We start from the raw sequence: 19,737 nt of genomic DNA on the forward strand, positions 1-19,737 counted from the left end.
CAAATATAATAAGAAGGTTGTAAAATAAATTTAATTAAACGAGGTTTATAATAAGAAACTTCAAATTACTTTTAGTAATTATATATAATTTTACACAAGTAGATATAAAAATAAGCCCTAAAAAATATTAGGGCTTATTTTTATTACTTTTTATTATATTTATCTTATTTAGGGTTAAATTTTTACTTGTTTAATAGATAAATTAAATTTTAATAAATTTTCTTCTTTTGTTTATTTTATCTTTATTTGAGTAATTTATTTCATGATTATGTATATAATATCTGATTTTTTTAATAGACTTTATAAAATCAAATTTATCCAATATTTTATTTCAATCGATAACCATATTCCTTAATTTTCTTAAAAAAGATAATAATCAAGCTTAATATAAATAACTTATTTAATATATCCATTTGTTTCGAGATAAGATAAATTAATTTAAACGGTTAACTTATAATTTAATTGATGAAAAGATGTTATATTTATCGTTGTATGTATTTCTTTATATCATTTATAAAAAAATGTACTTGTCTTGTTTGAAAAAAAATATTTTGCAAAATATCTTAAATTAAAAATCTTTTATAAAAGTACTAATTTTTATTATATAAGTGACTTTATAAGATAAATATAAGTTTATTTAGATAAAAATGATACTAATTAATAATTTGTGTTTAAATAATATGATATAGCCTAATTAGTAGGTTATTTTAATTAAAAATATAAGTATTTGTGAAATATATAACTTTATAACATGATATAATTCATTTGATATAATGTTATTTAATCGATTAAATAACATAATTTTACCGTTGAAACCACAAATTATAATTTTCTTATGAAAACAAAATATCTCTATTGGATTACATTTGTAGCAGTAAACGGAGGTCTTATGTTCGGATTAAATATGGCCGGAATAGCAGGAGCTAATGATCTCATTAAGCAAGATTTTAACTTAAGTGATAGCGGTCTAGGTACAGTTGCCAGCTTTTTAATGATTGGTTGTTTAATAGGAGCTTTCTTTACCGGAAGCATCGCTGAAAAATATGGTCGTAAAAATGTAATGATTATTACGGCGCTGATCTACATAATTTCTTCATTAGGTTGCGCTTTTTCAACAGGTTTTTTGGGACTAACTATTTTTAGAGTTCTTTCAGGTTTTGCCGTTGGAGCAACTTCCGTAGTAGGGCCTATGTATATATCTGAAATTTCCCCCGCAAATAAAAGAGGAACACTAGTATCGTTCAATCAATTTGCAATAACAATAGGTATATTTCTTGCTTACGTTTTTGATTATTTCTTACTTAATTTAGGTCAAGAGAGTTGGAGATATATGTTGGGAGTTCCTGCGATTTTTGGAATTGTCTTCCTAATCTATTTAGTGTTTTCTTTTCCAGAAAGTCCTCGATGGTTATTAGCTAAAGGTGAAAAAGAGGAAGCAGTATTGATTTTAAATAAAATAGGAGGAGATGACTATGTGAAAAAAGAATTGCCAGAAATGGAAAAGTCTATTAATGCTGAAAAAAACAAAGAAAAGGCAAGTAGTAAAGAATTATTTACAGGAAAAACTGGCAAAATAGTTGCAATAGGTACACTTATAGCTGCTTTCCAACAGATAACAGGTATAAATGCTGTATTGATTTTTGCTCCGGACATTTTTCGTTCTGCAGGAGTAGGAGGGGATACGGCTTTATTACAATCAATGATTGTAGGTATTGTAAACGTACTGATGACAATAGTTGCTTTGAAATTGGTTGACTCCAAAGGTCGCAAAACCCTTTTATTATGGGGAGCGTTTGGAATGGCTATTTCTTTAGGATATTTGACATATGCTTTTTTACAACCCGAAAAAAATAGTATGGGAGTTTTAATTGCATTATTAGGATATATATCTTTTTTTGCAGCTTCCTTTGCTCCCGTAATGTGGGTAATTATATCTGAAATTTACCCTAACAGAATTAAAGGAATAGCAATGTCTTTTTCTACAGCGATAAGTTGGGGATGTACATTTTTAACTGTATACTTTGCTCCAATTATTCGAGCTAACCTAGGTGATAGCGCTTTATTTGGAATTTTTGGGATATTTACCGTATTAGCTTTTATCTTTGTTAAGATTTGGATTCCTGAAACTAAGGGAAAATCTTTAGAACAGATAGAAAAAGAATTAGGTTTATAGACAAAAATTTTAAATAAGAATACTATGAAAAAGAAAGTGTCCATTAAAGATGTTGCTTTAAAAGCAGGTGTATCAACTGCGTTGGTTTCTTATGTTTTGAATGATCGTCATACAAATAGAATAAATAAACTTACTGCAGAGAAGATTAAAAGCGCAGCAAAAGAACTTAATTATCGACCTAATAGTATAGCGCAAAGTCTTAAGGCAAAAAAGACACATACAATTGCCTTGCTAGTAGCAGATATAGCAAATCCCTTTGCTTCGCAAATAGCTAGAATTATAGAAGATGAAATGAGTAATAAGGGATATTTAATTCTTATTGGAAGCTCAGATGAAAAAGTAGAAAAATTGGAACAACTAATAAATATTTTTCAGGACAGACAGGTAGATGGATTTATAATTGCGCCAGTACAAGGTTCAGAAAAGTGTATACTAGAATTAGCAAATTCTCAGGTACCAGTTGTTTTAATTGACAGATATTTTAATAATATCGATTTACCTGTAATTACAACGAATAATTACGGTGCATCTTATCAAGCTACGGAACATTTGATAAAGAGAGGAAAAAAGAATATAGGCTTATTAGCTTTTGAAACAGAATTAATTCATTTAAATGAAAGAGTAAACGGATATAAAAGAGCTGTTTCAGATAAAGGATTAATTAGCAAATCGGAAAATATAAAATATATTAATGAAGCAAACATTGATAGAGAGGTTGCAAAAGCAATAGACTATTTTCTGTTCGAAGAAGCTAAAATAGATGCATTGTTTTTTGCAACTAATAAATTAGCACTTTCAGGACTTAAAAAATTAATGACGGTAGATATAAAAATACCTGATGAATTAGCACTTATTACCTTCGATGAATCAGAGGCCTTTGATATTTTTAAAGTTCCGGTGTCTCATATAAAGCAACCTTTATATGAAATAGCCAAAGAAGCTGTAGAATTAATTACCGGATTGATTGAAGGCAAAAATTTAAAAATTAAACCGAGAGTTTATAACTCCAAGTTAATAATAAAACACTCTTCATAAAAAAATAATATAATTTTAAAATTTATAAACATGAAGCCAATCATTTGTTTTGGAGAAATATTATGGGATATATTTCCAGCAGGAAAGAAAATAGGAGGAGCTCCGTTTAACGTTGCTTACCATCTCAATAAAATGGGTATTGATGGAAGAATGATTAGTTGTGTGGGAAACGATGAATTAGGTAAAGAATTGATTGAAAAAGTGAAAGAAGCATCGATACCAGTTGATGAATGCCAAATAAATAATAAATATGATACGGGTACTGTAATAGCCGAAATAGATAAAAATAATGAGGCCCACTATACTATTGTTGAACCGGTAGCCTGGGATTTTATAGAATGGAAACAAGAATACGAAAATTTAGTAAAAAATTCACAAGGTTTTGTATTTGGAAGTTTAGGAAGCAGAAATAACTTGTCAAAAAGTACGCTTATAAAGCTATTAGAAGTTGCTCCTTATAAAATTTTTGATATCAATTTGCGCCCACCTTATATATCACAAGTATCGATCATTGAATTTATGAAAAAAGCAGATTTAGTGAAAATGAATAAAGCTGAACTAAGGCTTCTTTTAGATTGGGTAGGAAAAGAATATACAGAAGAAGAAGAAGCCATAAAATACATAAGAAGATGCTTCTCTTTGGACGGTTTAATTGTTACCAAAGGAAGCAAGGGAGCGGTTTATTGCAATCAAGATCAATACATTTATTCAGAAGCAATTCAAGTAGAAATTAAAGATACCGTTGGAAGTGGGGATTCCTTTCTAGCAGGATTTTTAGCTAAAAGAGCTCAAGGTTTTTCAATATCAGATTCAATTGAAGAAGCAATAGCTTTAGGAGCATTTATAACTAATCATATAGGAGCTTGTCCAGTTTATGATTTAGAAGAATTTAAGAAATTTAAAATGAATAAGAATATAAAAAGTACTATAATCAAAGAAGATCAGGCTAAAAAATAAGATAATCTTATAATAATTCTCTTTTTGATAAATTAAGGAAGACATTAACAAACTTTATAAATATGTAAAAAGCAGCTTAACACGTTAAGCTGCTTTTCTTTAATAAAGAGTAATTTATTTAACAAATATTGCAAGTGTTTCCTTTAATTTGTTGAAAAAAATCATTGCCTTTATCATCCACAAGAATAAATGCTGGAAAATTTTCAACCTCTATTTTCCAAATAGCTTCCATTCCTAGTTCAGGATACTCTAAACATTCTAAACTTTTAATGTTTGTTTGAGCCAGTATAGCAGCAGGTCCCCCTATGCTACCTAAGTAAAAGCCTCCATACTTATGACAAGCATCTGTTACCTGTTGGCTTCTATTCCCTTTAGCAATCATAATTAAGCTCCCACCATGTGACTGAAAAGAGTCTACATAAGAATCCATTCTTCCGGCGGTTGTAGGTCCCATGGAACCCGAAGCATGTCCTGCAGGCGTTTTTGCAGGTCCGGCATAATAAATTGGGTGATCTTTAATATATTGTGGCAATTCTTCTCCATTATCAAGTTTTTCTTGTAGCTTAGCATGAGCAATATCCCTTCCCACAATTATGGTTCCTGATAATGATAATCGAGTAGAAACAGGATAATTTGATAACTCAGAAAGAATCTCTTTCATAGGGCGATTTAAATCGATTTTAATGCCGCCAGCCTCCCCAGCTTTTCGATAAGGTTCCGGAATAAGTCTAGCAGGATTGTCTTCAAGTTTTTCAATCCAAATGCCGTCTTTATTTATTTTAGCTTTAATGTTTCGATCAGCAGAACAGGACACGCCCATACCTACAGGACAGGATGCACCATGTCGAGGAAGACGGATAACCCTAATGTCGTGAGCAAAAAATTTCCCTCCGAATTGAGCTCCTAATCCCAATTCTTGAGCTGCCTGCAATAGCTTCTTTTCCATTTCTAGATCTCGAAATGCACGTCCACCTTCATTTCCTGAAGTTGCTAAGTTATCATAGTATTTTGTAGATGCAAGTTTAACTGTTTTCAAATTCGTTTCTGCGGAAGTTCCCCCAATAACAAAAGCTATATGATAAGGAGGACAAGCAGCTGTCCCTAAAGATTTCATTTTTTCAACTAAAAATGAAAATAATTTGTCAGGATTTAAAAGTGCTTTAGTTTCTTGGTATAAATAGGTTTTATTGGCCGAGCCTCCCCCTTTTGCTACAAATAAAAATTTGTATTCCTGACCGTTAACCGCGTATAAATCGATCTGGGCGGGAAGATTAGTGCCTGTATTAATTTCCTTATACATGTCCAAAGGCGCATTTTGCGAATATCGAAGATTATCAGAAGTAAAAGTATTGTATACTCCTTTAGATAAAGCTTCTTCATCATTACCCCCTGTCCATACATGTTGTCCTTTTTTTCCCATGATTATAGCAGTACCCGTGTCTTGACAAAAAGGAAGAATACCTTTAGCTGATATTTCGGAATTTCGTAGGAAGGTAAGTGCTACAAATTTATCATTTTCACTGGCATCAGGATCTGATAATATGCTAGCTACTTGTTTTTGGTGTTCAGGTCGAAGTAAAAATTCAACATTATGAAAAGCATGTTGAGCCAAAAGAGTTAAACCTTCTTGCTCAATTTTAAGTATTTCTTTTCCTTCAAACGTAGTAGTTGAAATATAATCTTTAGTTAGTAAATAGTATTCAGTTGTATCTTTTCCCTGTTCAAAAGTTTCCTGATACTTAAATGCCGGTATTGTCATATAGTAAGCTTAGTTTTATAAAATTTATAGGCCTCAAAAGTAGATATTAATAGATTTATAAAATATGACATTTACCGTTTTTAGTATCTAAGAATGATATTTATATTCGTTATAAATAAGAAAATGGTTTTATTAATGATTTAAACGTTTAAATCGATTTTATATACCAATTGGGTAAATAAATTTGATGTAAAAAAAAGAGCCGATAAATTTATCGACTCTCTGATATGATGAATAACTGATAATAATCTTTCTATCTTAAAGTGAAAAGTAATTCTCTATATTTAGTCAATGGCCACATTTCATTATCAATTAGCATTTCAAGTGTATCGGAATGTTCTCTAATTTTGTCAAATATAGGTTTTACTTTATTACAAAAGGTTTCTGCTTGTTTAACAGGATCAGAAATAGCGATCGCCTTATCCCTTTCCTTAAACAGTTTATCAACACCGCTTTTAATTTCTGTGATATGAGTAGAAATGTTTTTAATAAGATCTAGTTGTTCTTTACACATAGATTTCATTACATCCTCTCCAAAAATATCTTTTAGACCTTTAGCATTTTCAATCAACTTAGTTTGATAATCAACTGCTACAGGAACAATATGATTTCTTGCCATATCTCCCAAAACCTTAGCTTCAATAGAAATCATTTTAGAATATTTTTCCAACTTGATTTCATTTCTAGCTTCAATTTCTTTTGTAGATAAGATTTTTAATTTTTCAAAAGGTTCAATATATTTTTTTTCTAATTCAAATTTTAAAGCTTCCGGTGTAGTCTTTTTATTTTTTAAGCCTCTTTTTTCAGCTTCATGAACCCATTCTTCACTATATCCATCCCCTTCAAATAAAATTTTTCGAGAGGCTGTAATATAATCTCTTAAAATATTAAATATTGCTTCATCCTTTTTAAGACCTTTAGCAATTAGATCATCTACTTCTTTTTTGAATTTTTGTAATTGGTAAGCCATTATGGTATTTAAAATGGTCATAGGTTCTCCGCAATTTGCTTGAGATCCAACCGCTCTGAATTCAAATTTGTTTCCGGTAAAAGCAAAAGGAGAAGTCCTGTTACGATCTGTATTATCAAGTAAAAGCTCTGGAATTTTCCCAACTATGTTTAGTTTAAGATCGGTTTTTTCATCGGGAGAAAGCTTGCCTTTGGTAACTTTTTCAAGTTCATCTAAAACTGCAGTAAGCTGAGAACCTATAAAGATTGAGATAATAGCCGGTGGAGCTTCATTGGCTCCTAGTCTGTGATCGTTACCTGCAGATGCAATTGAGGAACGTAATAAATCTCCATAATCGTGTACGGCCTTAATGGTGTTAATAAAAAAAGTTAAGAATTGAAGATTTTTCTTAGGATTTTTTCCAGGGCTTAATAAATTTTCTCCAGTATCTGTAGAAAGAGACCAGTTGTTGTGCTTTCCGCTACCGTTAACTCCATCAAATGGCTTTTCATGGAATAATATGCTTAAACCGTGTCTACGACTTACTTTCTTCATAACATCCATTAATAAGGAATTGTGATCTACGGCCAAGTTCGCTTCTTCAAATAAAGGTGCTAACTCAAATTGATTGGGAGCAACCTCATTATGTCGGGTAGTTACCGGGATACCTAAGCGCATACAATCAATTTCCAGCTCTTTCATGAAATTCCTTACCCGAGTAGGGATAGAACCAAAGTAATGGTCTTCTAATTGTTGACCTTTAGCAGGTGCATGACCCAGTAAAGTACGTCCGGTTAGAACCAAATCAGGACGAGTTTGGAAAAGGGAAGAATCAACTAAAAAATATTCTTGCTCCCAGCCTAAGGTAGAATAAACTTTAGTAACATTTTTATCAAAATATGATTGGCAAACTTCGGTAGCAGCCTCATCTACAGATTGTAAAGCCCTTAATAACGGAGTTTTATAATCTAATGTTTCACCGGTGTATGAAACAAATATAGAAGGAATACATAATGTAGTATCTATGATAAAAGCTGGTGAGGTAGGATCCCAAGCGGTATACCCTCTCGCTTCAAAAGTATTGCGTATTCCACCGTTAGGAAAGCTGGAGGCGTCAGGTTCTTGTTGTATTAATAAAGAACCGCTGAATCTTTCTATGGCGCGACCTTCTCCTATAGGGTTGAAAAAAGAATCGTGTTTTTCCGCGGTTTCTCCGGTTAATGGTTGAAACCAATGAGTATAATGGGTAGCACCCTTAGACATTGCCCATTCTTTCATAGCTACCGCCACCTGATCTGCAATTTCTCTAGTAATTTTCTTACCGTATTTTATGGCATCCAAAATGCTTTGGTATGCTTCTTTAGTAAGATATTCCCGCATAGTAGATTCTGAGAAAACGTTTTCACAATATAGTTCAGATAATTTCTTTGGAATCTCTATATTTTTAGGCTGTAAGTACGGAAGCCTTTTTAAAGCATAAAATCTTAATGTTGACATAAAGGTATCTTTTTTATAGGGTAAATATATAAATAATATTAAAAAAAATCAAAATAACCTCCAAAATTACACATGTTTATCTAAAATAAATTAGTATTTACTTATTGTAATTATTATTATATATTCAAAAAAATATAGTTTATTTTAATAATAACTATAGAATTAATAAATCTATGTACGTATAATAATTAAAAAAATCATAATAATTAATTACGGTAAAAAAATAAATATTATTTATTTTTTAAACTTATAAAATAAATAATTATAGCATAATTTTTATTTATAATTAAGAAAAAAGTCTATAGAATTAATAATTAGTAATAGTAAACGATATTATTTTAATCGATAAATATAAAATATTTGATATAATGGTTTAATAAATAAAAAAATAAATTTTTTAATTATTATGAAAATACATAATATTTTGACAGATAGAATCGGTGTATTTTAATATTAAAGCTCATTAAATTAGATAAATGTAATGTCTAAAATAAATAAAAATCAACTATTTAAAATTATGCATTTTTTAATTTTTACAAAAATTTTCCCTTATTGGTACAATATTTTCTTTTAAATTATTGAAAATAATTAATAAAATTAAATAAATATTAAAAATAAATAGAAATACATTAACACAAATTAAATTTAATCAATAAACCTAAAAAATCATGGAACATAGAAAAATAGGAGATTCAGATTTGTCTTTATCGGTAATAACATTCGGCGCATGGGCCGCTGGAGGATGGATGTGGGGAGGAACAGAAAGAAAAGTTGCAGTAGAAGCAATAAAAGCTGCATACGATGCAGGAATCACCTCTATAGACACTGCGCCAATATATGGTCAAGGAACTAGTGAATCAATAGTAGGAGAGGCTATTAAAGGAATTTCTAGAGATAAAGTTCAAATTTTAACTAAATTTGGTATGCGTTGGGATTTAGCTAAAGGAGATTTAGCCATGCACAGCAAAGATAACTCAGGTAAGGAGATCGATATTTATAAATATGCAGGAAAAGAAAGTGTAATTTATGAATGTGAACAAAGTTTAAAACGTTTAGGAACAGATTATATCGATTTATATCAGTTACATTGGCCAGAAACAGTAACCCCTATTGAAGAAACTTTTGAAGCAGTGTCAGAATTGATCAAACAAGGTAAAGTGCGACATGCTTCAGTTTGTAATTGTTCAACGTCTCAAATCGAGGCAGCAAATAAATCCTGTAATATACTTTCTGATCAACTTCCTTATAGTATGTTAAATAGAAAAATAGAAAAAGATATAATTCCTTATTGTATTAAAAATAAAAAGTCTATCTTAGCTTACAGTCCTATGGAAAGAGGATTGTTAACCGGAAAAATTAAACCGGATCATAAGTTTGGAGAAGGAGATGCTAGACGTGATATGGAAATGTATCAACCGGATAGCATTAAAAGAATTGATGATTTTTTAGCAAAAATAAAACCGATTGCAGATGAACAAGGAGCGACTTTGGCTCAATTGGTGCTTAAATGGACAGCAGAACAGCCCGGTATAACCATCGCATTGGCGGGAGCTAGAAATTCAGATCAAGCCAAACAAAATGCTAAAGCAGCTGAAGTTAAAATAAGTAAAGAACAAATGGATTTTATCGATACAGAATTAGCAAAATTGTAAATTTATATATAAGTATTATGCAAAAACTAACAGGAAAAAAAGCAATAGTTACCGGTGGAAATCGCGGATTAGGTAAGGCAGTGGCTCTAGCTCTGGCTGCTGAAGGAGTAGAGGTAGCTATTACAGGAAGAGATGAAACCACGATTAAGGAAACCGTAAAAGAATTAGAAGGAAAAGGAGTGAAAGTTGCCTATTCTGTTTTTGATGTTTCCAATCAGAAAGAAGTAGAATCAGCCGTTGAAAAATTACAAAACGAATTCGGCACTTTTGATATCTTGATTAACAATGCAGGAATATCAGGATTTCAAAGTTTTTTGGAAATGCCTGTGGAAGAGTGGCAAAGAATTGTACAAACCAATCTGTTCGGACCTTATTATATGGCAAGAGCTGTGCTCCCGTCAATGATAGAAAAAAAGTGCGGAGATATAATTAATGTTTCTTCAACAGCTGGGTTAAAAGGTAGTGCCAATACATCAGCATATAGTGTTTCAAAAGCAGGGTTAATTTCCCTGTCTGAATCGTTGATGTATGAGATGAGAAAAAATAATATTCGGGTAACTACACTCACACCAAGTACCATTGCTTCAGACATGTCTATAAAATTATTGAAAATTACAGACGGAAATCCTGAAAAAGTATTGCAACCTGAAGATTTTGCGGAGTTGGTAGTTGATATTTTAAAATTAAATAGACGAGCGTTGCTGCCCAATGCTTCTTTGTGGTCTACTAATCCTTAATCTTAATAGAATAAACAAAAAAATAAAAGTCCGGTTCATGCCGGACTTTATTTTATTAAAAAATACAAAATTTTGAAAGTAATTATTTCAGACAGAACTCCTGAAGTGGGTGTGGAGATGTAAAAAAAGAAGGCTTAGAGGTTGAAATGCGGACGGATCCAAACCCTATATCTCTTAAAGAACTGATAGATAAATGTAAGAAAACAGGTGCCTATATAAACGTAATGTCTCCAGTTCCGAAAAGTTTTTTTAAAGAAGTTACTCAATTAAAAGTTATTTCAACGGATGTGCTCAGTAATGCAATTGCTGACATTGCTTTTTTACTGATGTTAAATGTTTCAAGAAAGGCCTTTTTAATTATCGGAGAATTATAGAGGGAAAATGGAAAACGGTATTTTCATCTGTAGATTATTTAGGGCAAAGGTTAAATGGAAAAACCTTAGGAATATTCGGTATGGGGCGTATTGGCATTAAAATGGCAAAAAAATGTATAGATGCGTACGGAATGAAAATACTGTACAATAATAGACATAAACAAGAAGAAGTAGAGAAGGAACTCAATGCCTGTTATGTTTCTTTTGATAAATTATTGAATAGATCGGATATTATGTTTATATGCATCCTTGACGGAAAAAAATAAAGGAATATTTGATATTTCGGCTTTTAAAAAGATGAAGAAAACATCCATAATAATATACGGCAAGAGGCTTAATAATTAATGAAGGTGATTTAATAAAGGCAATCAAGGAGGAGATAATTTGGGGTACCGGATTGGATGTAACCGAACCGGAACCTATGAAAGCAAATAACCCTTTGCTATCTATGGAAAATATTGCTATTACACCTCATATTGGTTCTGCGACTAAAGGAGCGCGAAGTGCAATGACAATTTTTTGTGCTAAAAATGTTATAGCCCGTTTTGAATCATGAAAAATCGCCCTATATAGTTAATCAGGAGGTTTATAAATAAAATTTTATTAATAAATCTAATAGAACTGTAAGTTAATTTAAATTGGATGAAAATTAATTTAAATATCCATATTAAGCTTAACAGAGAGATTTTGATCTAAATTTCCAACCTTATAAGCACCTAAACGAACATAAACGCCTACTCCAACAAGGCCTAATAAGAGTTTATTTACTTCGAAGCCAACTTCCTGGTAATAATCTTTTGGAACATCGAACTCAAAAAGGGAATGAAGATCTTTATCAGGCATCCACCCAATAAGTCCATTATAGAGTACGGTAAAATGTAAAGATTTGAATTCGTTGACACGTAAAGGTCTAAAATGATGGGAAAATTGAAAAGATACAAACCTGTCAGAAAAAAAGGAAGAAGGCTTCATAGTTTCAAAACTTTGAAAACCTTTAAAGCTAAATCTTCCCCAAATACTTTTTCCGTGTTTTGCGACCCCATTGCCTTCAAATGAATCCATTAATGGCGTTTCTCCAAAAGTAGCCCCTACATTTCCAATGATTTCGGTTTTACCCATTTTGGATAAAAAAGTATATAAAGCGGAAAGATATAAACGATGAATTCCTGTACTATTTTCAAACAATTTCCAAGATTTTGAGTAAGTAAAATAATAATAAGGAGGTTTATCTTGTAATGTATATTTGCCATTTGAAGATTCTATATATTTTACATTAGGAGCATAACGTAATCTTAGGGCAGTGTTTACATAATTAAACCAGGTACTTTCATCATAATCTTTAAATTTGTAATGAAAATTTACACGTTGTCTTTGATAATCAACAACAAAAGTGATGTCTAAATTTTTAAAAAAATCTTGTTGATAAGATAATTCAACTTTTCTGTAGCTAAAATAATCGCCGTTATAAATATTATTGGTTTTAGCAGTAAGCTCATCTTTAGCCGTTAAATATTTTATTTTGGTTCTCCCAACAGGAAGTACGTCAGTTTCCGCTTTAAATGATAATTCTCCCCCATGTTGTTTATTAATAAAGAAAGTCACATCGGCCCCTCCTTTAGCTTCTTCATCTCTTGATGCTTTAGCAATATATCCACCAAGTCGTGTTTTTTTACTGAATTTATAATTGGTATGACCTCCTAACTGATAACGAAAAGATTCATATAAATTGTGACTAAACATACTGTACACATCGAAATTAAAAAAACCTAATTCTAACTCTCCTTCCGAAAGCTTCCTAAAAAATTTTAGTCTAGATTCCAGCTTATATTTATCAAATATTCTATTTAGTTCGCTATAGGTAGTAGCTTCACGTTTTGTAAGAGAATCTTTTCGCAGCAATGAAATTTTTTCATCAACTTGATTTGAAACATCTTTAGAAATAGCATATTCATAGCCTTTAAAATTTTTAGGACTATATGAAATATCATTAGTAAAATTAGTTATATGAGAATCTATGGTGGCTGTAGTATTTAATCGAGTAATAGAATGTAAGCCTTTAGGAAGTAACTTATTTATTTTTTTTATAAAATTACTACTTAATATTTCGGTCTTCATAAACTCATCTTCTGTATACCAAATTCCTTCATAAGGGGTGTAGGTTATTTCATAATAAATATTAGAAATCTTAGAATTATTTCCAATTAGTTTTACCAAAGCATAGTTTTCAGAATCCACAAAGACGGTCAGGTTTTTATAAAATTGAGTTTCGCCTTTTCCATGTGAATAAGTATAAATAACATAAGTTTTTCTATTATTTATATAAATGCTATCTACTAATTTAGATACATTACCTTGCATTTCTCTAGGCTTTAAAATTTCAGGATAGTCATTTACGAATGATTTTGCAATGGAAAAATTAAAAAATTGTGCATTATGAAAGCCTCCTGCTTTATACGCCGTTACAATTCCTTTCTTTCCATATTTCTTATCATATTCATAAAGCATCGTTCTTTCTCCGATAAAAACCATACTCTTTTCTAAAAAACTCTTTAATTTATTATTTAAGGTATCCAGTTTTCTTTTAGGAGTATAAATATAACTAACCGAATCTGAGGGCATATCTAAGGTGAATTTTACATAAGAATCGAATTTGTAAGTATTCAGATAATCTGCATTATTTTTTTTACTATTTTCCCATAATTTTTTTAAAATTGATACCGCTTTCGGATCACTCTTTTTATCGATTTTTTTTAACAAATATATGGTTTTATCTAATTTACCAATCATTTCTATTTTAGGGAGATAGTCGTTGGCTCGAATTGTTATTTTATTAATATTATTATCTAAATTTATAATCCCTTCCTCATTCGAGAAACCTATTAAATGATTTGCCTCATTATAAACAGGTGCATTTTCAATAGGAAAATTTGTTTCAATATTTACAATTTTAATAGTAATTTGAGAAATAAGACATAAAGGGGAAAAAAGTAAAAATAATAATATTAAATAGCTTTTTATATATGTTTGCATCTATAGAAATAGTCTTTTTACTTTAATATATTTTGATTTAATTATAAAGTATTTAGTTTGGTCAAAGAATGTAAAATTAGAAATTATTTCTTTATAATAATATGACTTAAATAAATAAAAATTGCCGGTATATAATTTACCGGCAATTTTTGTATATAAAGAAAAGATAATTTTTTAGAAGAGAGAAGTTGCAATTTGAACTCTTGCTTCTTTTCGAGATGGATTCCACATGGCTGTTGCTGAAACAGGTAACTTATATCCTAGAACGCTCACATCTTTAGATGCCGTAATTCCTGCATTTACAATATCAAAATCATGTTTCTCGTTCCCATAAAAATTGGATTTACCGGCAAGACCAAAGGCAGCACCACAAAATAGGTCTAAATCAACAGCTTTACCTTTTATTATTGGATAATTTAAACCGGCGTAAGTAGACCATCTTTGATCTCCTTTCTCATCTCTGTCGCAGCCATAAAAAGAAGTTCCATAATCAAGTTTTAAAGGAAAGTTTTCGGAAAATACAAAATAACCTCTGAAATCAAATCGGTGACCACTTGTTTTGCGATCGTAGTTCCATATATCATTATCTTTATCCCCTTTTAATCTACCGGTCGAATTAAATACATCCCATACACCTACTCCCCATTTACCTGTACTGTAATGTATGTAATAATTAATTTCATGGTAATGTTCTCCATTCGTATCACCTAGCCCTATACCTCCCCAAACTCCTAATTTGAGATATTTTTTATTATCCAATGCATAATTTATATCTACATCGGTCATAGCTCCGTCTGTGACGGTTATACCTCTCCATAAATGATTGGATCGTAAACTAAGATTAAAATCTAATCGATCTATTTCTTGACTATACATTGAAATAGAAGATATGAAAATTGAAAGTAAAATGAGAATCTTCTTCATATTATTGTGTTTTTAGTTTGTTTTTATTTTAAAATGATATTCAATTTAGTTTGTAAAAATATAAAATTATGTTTATGAAATCTAAGAAATTGCAAAAAATATTTGAAATTAAATTAAAATTATAATTTAATTAATATAAAATTGTGTATTTATTCTTTTAAAAACTATAAAATAAATTATAATGATTATTATAAAATGTATAGTACTGTTAAGCATACATTATATAATATAGAATTTACAGATGCCAAATTCTATAAAGTTTAAAACTTATAAAAATTAACATCTGTAAAATCTATCAATTTATTATGAAATAGTTTATAAGATATTAAATAATAAATTTATCATAACCATTAGGTAGATTTATGATAAAATATGCATTATTAGTAATACCTCATAAATATAAATCTAATGTACTTTGATTAAAAGGTTGTTCTAAATTTAGTAGATTATTGATTAAACCGCTTTTTATAATTTTTAAGAAAGGGAATAAACAATTATTTATCGTCCTCATCAACCCAATTAAGAACTCGACTTACGGCTCTTTTCCAACCTTTAATGTAATGATCAGCTTTATCTTTATCCATTTCAGGTTTAAATACTCGGTCAACCGATCTTTGAGCCTGAAGTTCATCAATACTACTCCAATATCCAACAGCTAATCCGGCTAAATAAGCGGCTCCTAATGCTGTAGTTTCCAAAGTTTTTGGTCTTATTACATTAAACCCGAAAATATCAGATTGGAATTGCATCATTAAATTATTGGAACATGCACCTCCGTCAACACGTAATTCAATTTCATGAACACCTGAATCTGCCTCCATTGCTTTTATCAAATCATATACTTGATAGGCAATACCTTCTAAAGTAGCTCTGGCAATATGTCCATCTGTAGTACCTCTGGTGATTCCTAAAATACCTCCACGAGCGTATGGATCCCAATAGGGAGCTCCCAAACCGGTTAATGCCGGTACAAAATATACGCCTCCATTATCGGGAACGGTCTTAGCAAGATTTTCAGTATCTGCTGAAGTTTTAACAATTTTAGCACCGTCTCTTAACCATTGCACAACCGCACCTCCTACAAAAACACTACCTTCAAGCGCGTAATAGGTTTTTCCGTTAATTTTCCAAGCTATAGTTGTTAATAGATTGTTTTTAGATAAGACCGCTTCTTCTCCTGTGTTCATTAATAAGAAGCACCCAGTACCATAGGTGTTTTTTGCCATTCCTTTATTGGTACATAATTGACCGAATAAAGCAGCTTGCTGATCTCCTGCAATACCGGAAATAGGAATTTTAGTAGAGAATAGAGTAGTGGAAGTTTCACCATACACTTCACTACTTTGTTTTACTTCAGGAAGCATGGACTTTGGAATGTTGAATAATTTTAATAAATCCTCATCCCATTCCAAGGTATGAATATTAAATAGTAAGGTACGAGAAGCGTTGGAAACATCAGTAACATGCATTTTTCCTCTGGTAAGCTTCCAAACCAACCAGGTATCTACAGTACCAAAGCATAGTTTTCCCTGCTCAGCTTTCTCTCTAGCTCCTGGAACGTTGTCCAATATCCATTTTAATTTAGTTCCTGAGAAATAAGCATCAAGTATTAAACCAGTTTTTTCTCTGATCATATCGGTCAAACCTTGTTCCTTAAGCTCATCACAATATTTGGATGTTCTTCTATCCTGCCAAACAATTGCATTGTAAATGGTTTCACTGGTTTCCCTGTCCCAAACGATTGTAGTTTCCCGTTGATTGGTAATACCAATAGCGGCAATGTCCAACCCCGATATACCTTTTTTTGCTATAGCTTCGGCAGCTACAGACATCTGTGAAGACCAAATTTCTTCAGGGTTGTGTTCTACTAATCCTGGTTTTGGGAAATATTGTGTATAATCCTTTTGGGCTACTGAAACGATTTCTCCTCCATGATTAAATAAAATAGCTCTCGATGATGTAGTTCCCTGATCTAAAGCTAAAATGAATTTTTCTTTCATCTTTTTTGATTTTAGTTATTTAATTTATCTTTTGAAAATAAAAACGAAAATACATTTAAAATAGGATCATTGTTCTAAAATTAATCTTTTTTTAAATGTATTTTTGATTTTATGTATTTATTATGTTAAAAAACACCTTTTGTATTGTTGTATAATACAATTTGGTAACTTAAACCGAACCAATCATTGGAAATGCTAGGTCCTCCAGATTCAGCTCTATGTTGATAGAAAGCTGTTAATTTTGCCATTCTTGGACTGTTTGGGTATAAGTAAAAATTTACCCCTGCAGTATATAGGTAAAGTTTTTCATAATTAAATCCTGAAATATCTTTGTTTCCTTGATTAAAATATTCAAATCTAGCAACAGGCTCAATTTTTGGAGTGATGTTGAATCCTGCAAGAAATGAATAACCCAGTTTATTTACTTTAACAAAATCGTGTTTTGTGTAATCTAAATTATTAGGAGATACAAATATAGTATTTCCATTTTCATCAACACTTGTAAATCTTACATTTTTAAATGTTCCGTAATCAAATTTGAATTTGTATTTTTTTGGATTTATATAATATAAAAATCCGGAGTAAGCCCAAGCTTGTTTAAAGCCCATTCCAGGAAGGTTAACGGATCCCATATGACCTCCAAATTCAACATTTTTTACAGGGAAAAAACGTAGGGAAGCATCCCAGCTTTTAAACTCTAAACCGTGATTTCCTTGACCTTCGGATGGACCGTCATTAAATGAAGACCAGTATCTGTCTCGATTACTGTCACTATTATGTAAGAAAAAAGCATATCTTACGAAGTTTTTTACGTTACCTGAAACGTTAATACCATAGTGTCTTAAATCTGGACCTCCTTGAGCGGCACTTTGATTTTCAGAAGTATAAGTAAAGTCAGCCAAATCCAAATCATAAGCAGAAGTTTCATTAGCAGCTCTGTTTCCGGCTCCTTTAAAACGACCTATTTGTAAATTAAGCAATGGATTGAATTTATATTTGATAAATGCATCTGAAATTTTACTAGAATGTAGATTCCAAGTCATGCTTGCGCTCAATTTAGGCGAAATATCCATGTCTGTATGTAAGAAACCTATTTTGAAAGCTGCTGGTTGGAAATTATATCTTGAATTTGCTTCTTTGTGAAGGCCTTGTTCTTTTGGAACTTGTTGGTAGATGGTTTCCAATACCATACCAATACCATATTTAAGAGTAGGTGTAAAACTGTTTTCATCCGCACCTGTTAACTCCTTAATAAAATTTAATTTGATTCCTTGAGAAAGCTGAGAGCTATCGCTATTCATACGTTCCACAAGCGATGCTTTCCTTTTTATTGTGTCACTTTCTGATTGAAATTTTTCAAGAGAAACTTTTTGGCCATATCCTAAAATAAATGTTGCCGTTAAGAAAAGAGATAAACTACTTTTAAAATTCATGTTAGTTTTTTTAAGTATTTAATTTGTTTTTATAATATAAGTTAATAGGATAAGGTAAAGATATATTCTCTTAAATAAACTTTATCTTTACCTTATCATCTTTATGATTATTAAAAGGTGAAGAGAAATTATTTTTTAGTCTTTTCAAAAATATATAACTCATGAATTTCACTATCATATCCAGGATAAAAACCTGAAGGCATACCCATTTTAATGATAGCACCTCTATTGTTAAGGATTACTAAATCATTAGTTACCGGATCTATAGAAAGACCTTCAATTTCTCCGGCTCTTTCAAATTCTGGAATAGATCTGAATAAAGATACTTCAGCACGGGTTTGTTCCGGATTGCTAACATCGGCTATGTAGATGTTATCAGCTTCAGGAATATCTGAATCTCCATCATCGGAAGTAATTAAAAGTTTTCCGTCTATATGATATACTCCTTGTTGCCATTGCGGAGAAGGTTGTAAGTGAACCTTTCCTATGTATTTTCTGGTTTTTAAATCGTATTTGTAAACATACCATCCTGAAGTCCAGTCAGACATCCAAGCTACATTGTTTTTTCTGTCGATGGTAATACCGCTAACTTCTGGTTGCTCAATTTCACCAAAATCGATGGAATATTTATAATCAAGAGTTTCCGCATCATATACGGCAATTTGAATATTACGAACGACTCCTGCATCAAAAAATTCTACTCCTGTATAAACTTCTCCGTTATAAATATCGATATCTCCGAAATGATTTACTTCTTTTTCGAATTTTGTAAATGGTTTATCATTTTTTGTGATAAGATTACCATTCTTATCATATTTAAATAATGCGGTGCTGCTAGATACATAATAATAATCTTTGTCAATAGCAATACCTTGTCTACCCTCTACAGGAATAACTTTTTTTAATTTGTAACTACTTCCGGACTTTGCTAATTTTTGAGCATTTATGGAAGTGAATCCAACTACTACTAATAGTGCAAGTATTAGTTTTTTCATGATTTGATTTTTTATAATGTTAATATTTATTTTATATCTTTTATTTTGAACAATTTTTCTCTTTTTTACTGAACAAAAAATTATAATGATGGCTTAATAATTTGAAATTTGAAAAGTTTAGAACACATTCTTATATATTTCAAATTATTTTCTAATAAACACTTAATTATTATTGATTTAAAAGGGTTACGTTTCGTGAAATAGTATTAAAATGAAACGTAA

Annotated in this window: 14 protein-coding genes and 1 pseudogene; 8 read left to right on the forward strand and 7 right to left on the reverse strand. The window is 30.8% G+C overall.

What is annotated here, in order from left to right; all coding sequences use genetic code 11:
* Positions 1–835 precede the first annotated feature (835 nt).
* The 3 genes from Q0T35_RS03405 to Q0T35_RS03415 are packed head-to-tail and all read left to right on the forward strand — an operon-like array spanning position 836 to position 4,165.
* Positions 836–2,173: a sugar porter family MFS transporter gene (locus Q0T35_RS03405; protein ID WP_293917762.1), complete on the forward strand. Its 1,338-nt coding sequence runs from the start codon at positions 836–838 to the stop codon at positions 2,171–2,173.
* Between the two features lie 24 nt (positions 2,174–2,197).
* Positions 2,198–3,208 carry a substrate-binding domain-containing protein gene (locus Q0T35_RS03410; RefSeq protein WP_293917760.1) on the forward strand — a complete coding sequence of 337 codons (1,011 nt, stop codon included), beginning with the start codon at positions 2,198–2,200 and terminating at the stop codon, positions 3,206–3,208.
* A gap of 30 nt (positions 3,209–3,238) precedes the next feature.
* Entirely contained in the window at positions 3,239–4,165 is a 927-nt protein-coding gene (locus Q0T35_RS03415) for a carbohydrate kinase (protein WP_293917758.1), read from the forward strand.
* Positions 4,166–4,283: 118 nt separating this feature from the next.
* Here the strand turns inward: Q0T35_RS03415 and Q0T35_RS03420 are convergent, their stop codons facing one another.
* Both Q0T35_RS03420 and Q0T35_RS03425 read right to left on the reverse strand, forming a co-directional pair.
* Complete coding sequence (locus tag Q0T35_RS03420) at positions 4,284–5,924, reverse strand: fumarate hydratase (RefSeq protein ID WP_295840968.1); 1,641 nt, start codon at positions 5,922–5,924, stop codon at positions 4,284–4,286.
* Positions 5,925–6,177: 253 nt separating this feature from the next.
* The gene (locus tag Q0T35_RS03425) at positions 6,178–8,370 is read right to left on the reverse strand and encodes a glutamine synthetase III (protein ID WP_293917754.1); all 2,193 of its coding nucleotides are present in this window, start codon (positions 8,368–8,370) and stop codon (positions 6,178–6,180) included.
* Positions 8,371–9,038: 668 nt separating this feature from the next.
* Between Q0T35_RS03425 and Q0T35_RS03430 the strand changes: the two genes are divergently transcribed.
* From Q0T35_RS03430 to Q0T35_RS03450, 5 genes and pseudogenes are all read left to right on the forward strand, one after another.
* The gene (locus tag Q0T35_RS03430; RefSeq protein ID WP_293917752.1) at positions 9,039–10,022 is read left to right on the forward strand and encodes an aldo/keto reductase; all 984 of its coding nucleotides are present in this window, start codon (positions 9,039–9,041) and stop codon (positions 10,020–10,022) included.
* Between the two features lie 17 nt (positions 10,023–10,039).
* A complete protein-coding gene (locus Q0T35_RS03435; RefSeq protein WP_293917750.1) occupies positions 10,040–10,759 on the forward strand; it encodes a 3-ketoacyl-ACP reductase in 720 nt (239 codons plus the stop codon).
* 146 nt (positions 10,760–10,905) lie between these two features.
* A complete protein-coding gene (locus Q0T35_RS03440) occupies positions 10,906–11,133 on the forward strand; it encodes a hypothetical protein (RefSeq protein ID WP_295840970.1) in 228 nt (75 codons plus the stop codon).
* A complete protein-coding gene (locus Q0T35_RS03445) occupies positions 11,130–11,399 on the forward strand; it encodes an NAD(P)-dependent oxidoreductase (protein ID WP_295841009.1) in 270 nt (89 codons plus the stop codon). Before Q0T35_RS03440 ends, Q0T35_RS03445 begins: the two co-directional genes overlap by 4 nt.
* A 68-nt stretch (positions 11,400–11,467) precedes the next feature.
* Positions 11,468–11,689: pseudogene (locus Q0T35_RS03450) on the forward strand (NAD(P)-dependent oxidoreductase); the annotation flags it as partial.
* Between the two features lie 98 nt (positions 11,690–11,787).
* Here the strand turns inward: Q0T35_RS03450 and Q0T35_RS03455 are convergent.
* The 5 genes from Q0T35_RS03455 to Q0T35_RS03475 form a co-directional block, all read right to left on the reverse strand.
* On the reverse strand, positions 11,788–14,163 hold the full coding sequence (locus tag Q0T35_RS03455; RefSeq protein WP_295840971.1) for a hypothetical protein: 2,376 nt from the start codon (positions 14,161–14,163) through the stop codon (positions 11,788–11,790).
* 174 nt (positions 14,164–14,337) lie between these two features.
* Positions 14,338–15,087, reverse strand: coding sequence for a hypothetical protein (locus Q0T35_RS03460; RefSeq protein WP_293917742.1), 750 nt, complete (start codon positions 15,085–15,087; stop codon positions 14,338–14,340).
* 494 nt (positions 15,088–15,581) lie between these two features.
* Positions 15,582–17,087: a glycerol kinase GlpK gene (glpK, locus tag Q0T35_RS03465; RefSeq protein ID WP_295840972.1), complete on the reverse strand. Its 1,506-nt coding sequence runs from the start codon at positions 17,085–17,087 to the stop codon at positions 15,582–15,584.
* Positions 17,088–17,212: 125 nt separating this feature from the next.
* Positions 17,213–18,520, reverse strand: a complete 1,308-nt coding sequence (locus tag Q0T35_RS03470) for a hypothetical protein (RefSeq protein ID WP_293917738.1) — start codon at positions 18,518–18,520, stop codon at positions 17,213–17,215.
* Between the two features lie 128 nt (positions 18,521–18,648).
* Positions 18,649–19,515, reverse strand: coding sequence for a hypothetical protein (locus tag Q0T35_RS03475; protein ID WP_293917737.1), 867 nt, complete (start codon positions 19,513–19,515; stop codon positions 18,649–18,651).
* Positions 19,516–19,737 lie beyond the last annotated feature (222 nt).

The sequence above is a fragment of the uncultured Apibacter sp. genome (assembly GCF_946479295.1).
Lineage (GTDB): Bacteria > Bacteroidota > Bacteroidia > Flavobacteriales > Weeksellaceae > Apibacter.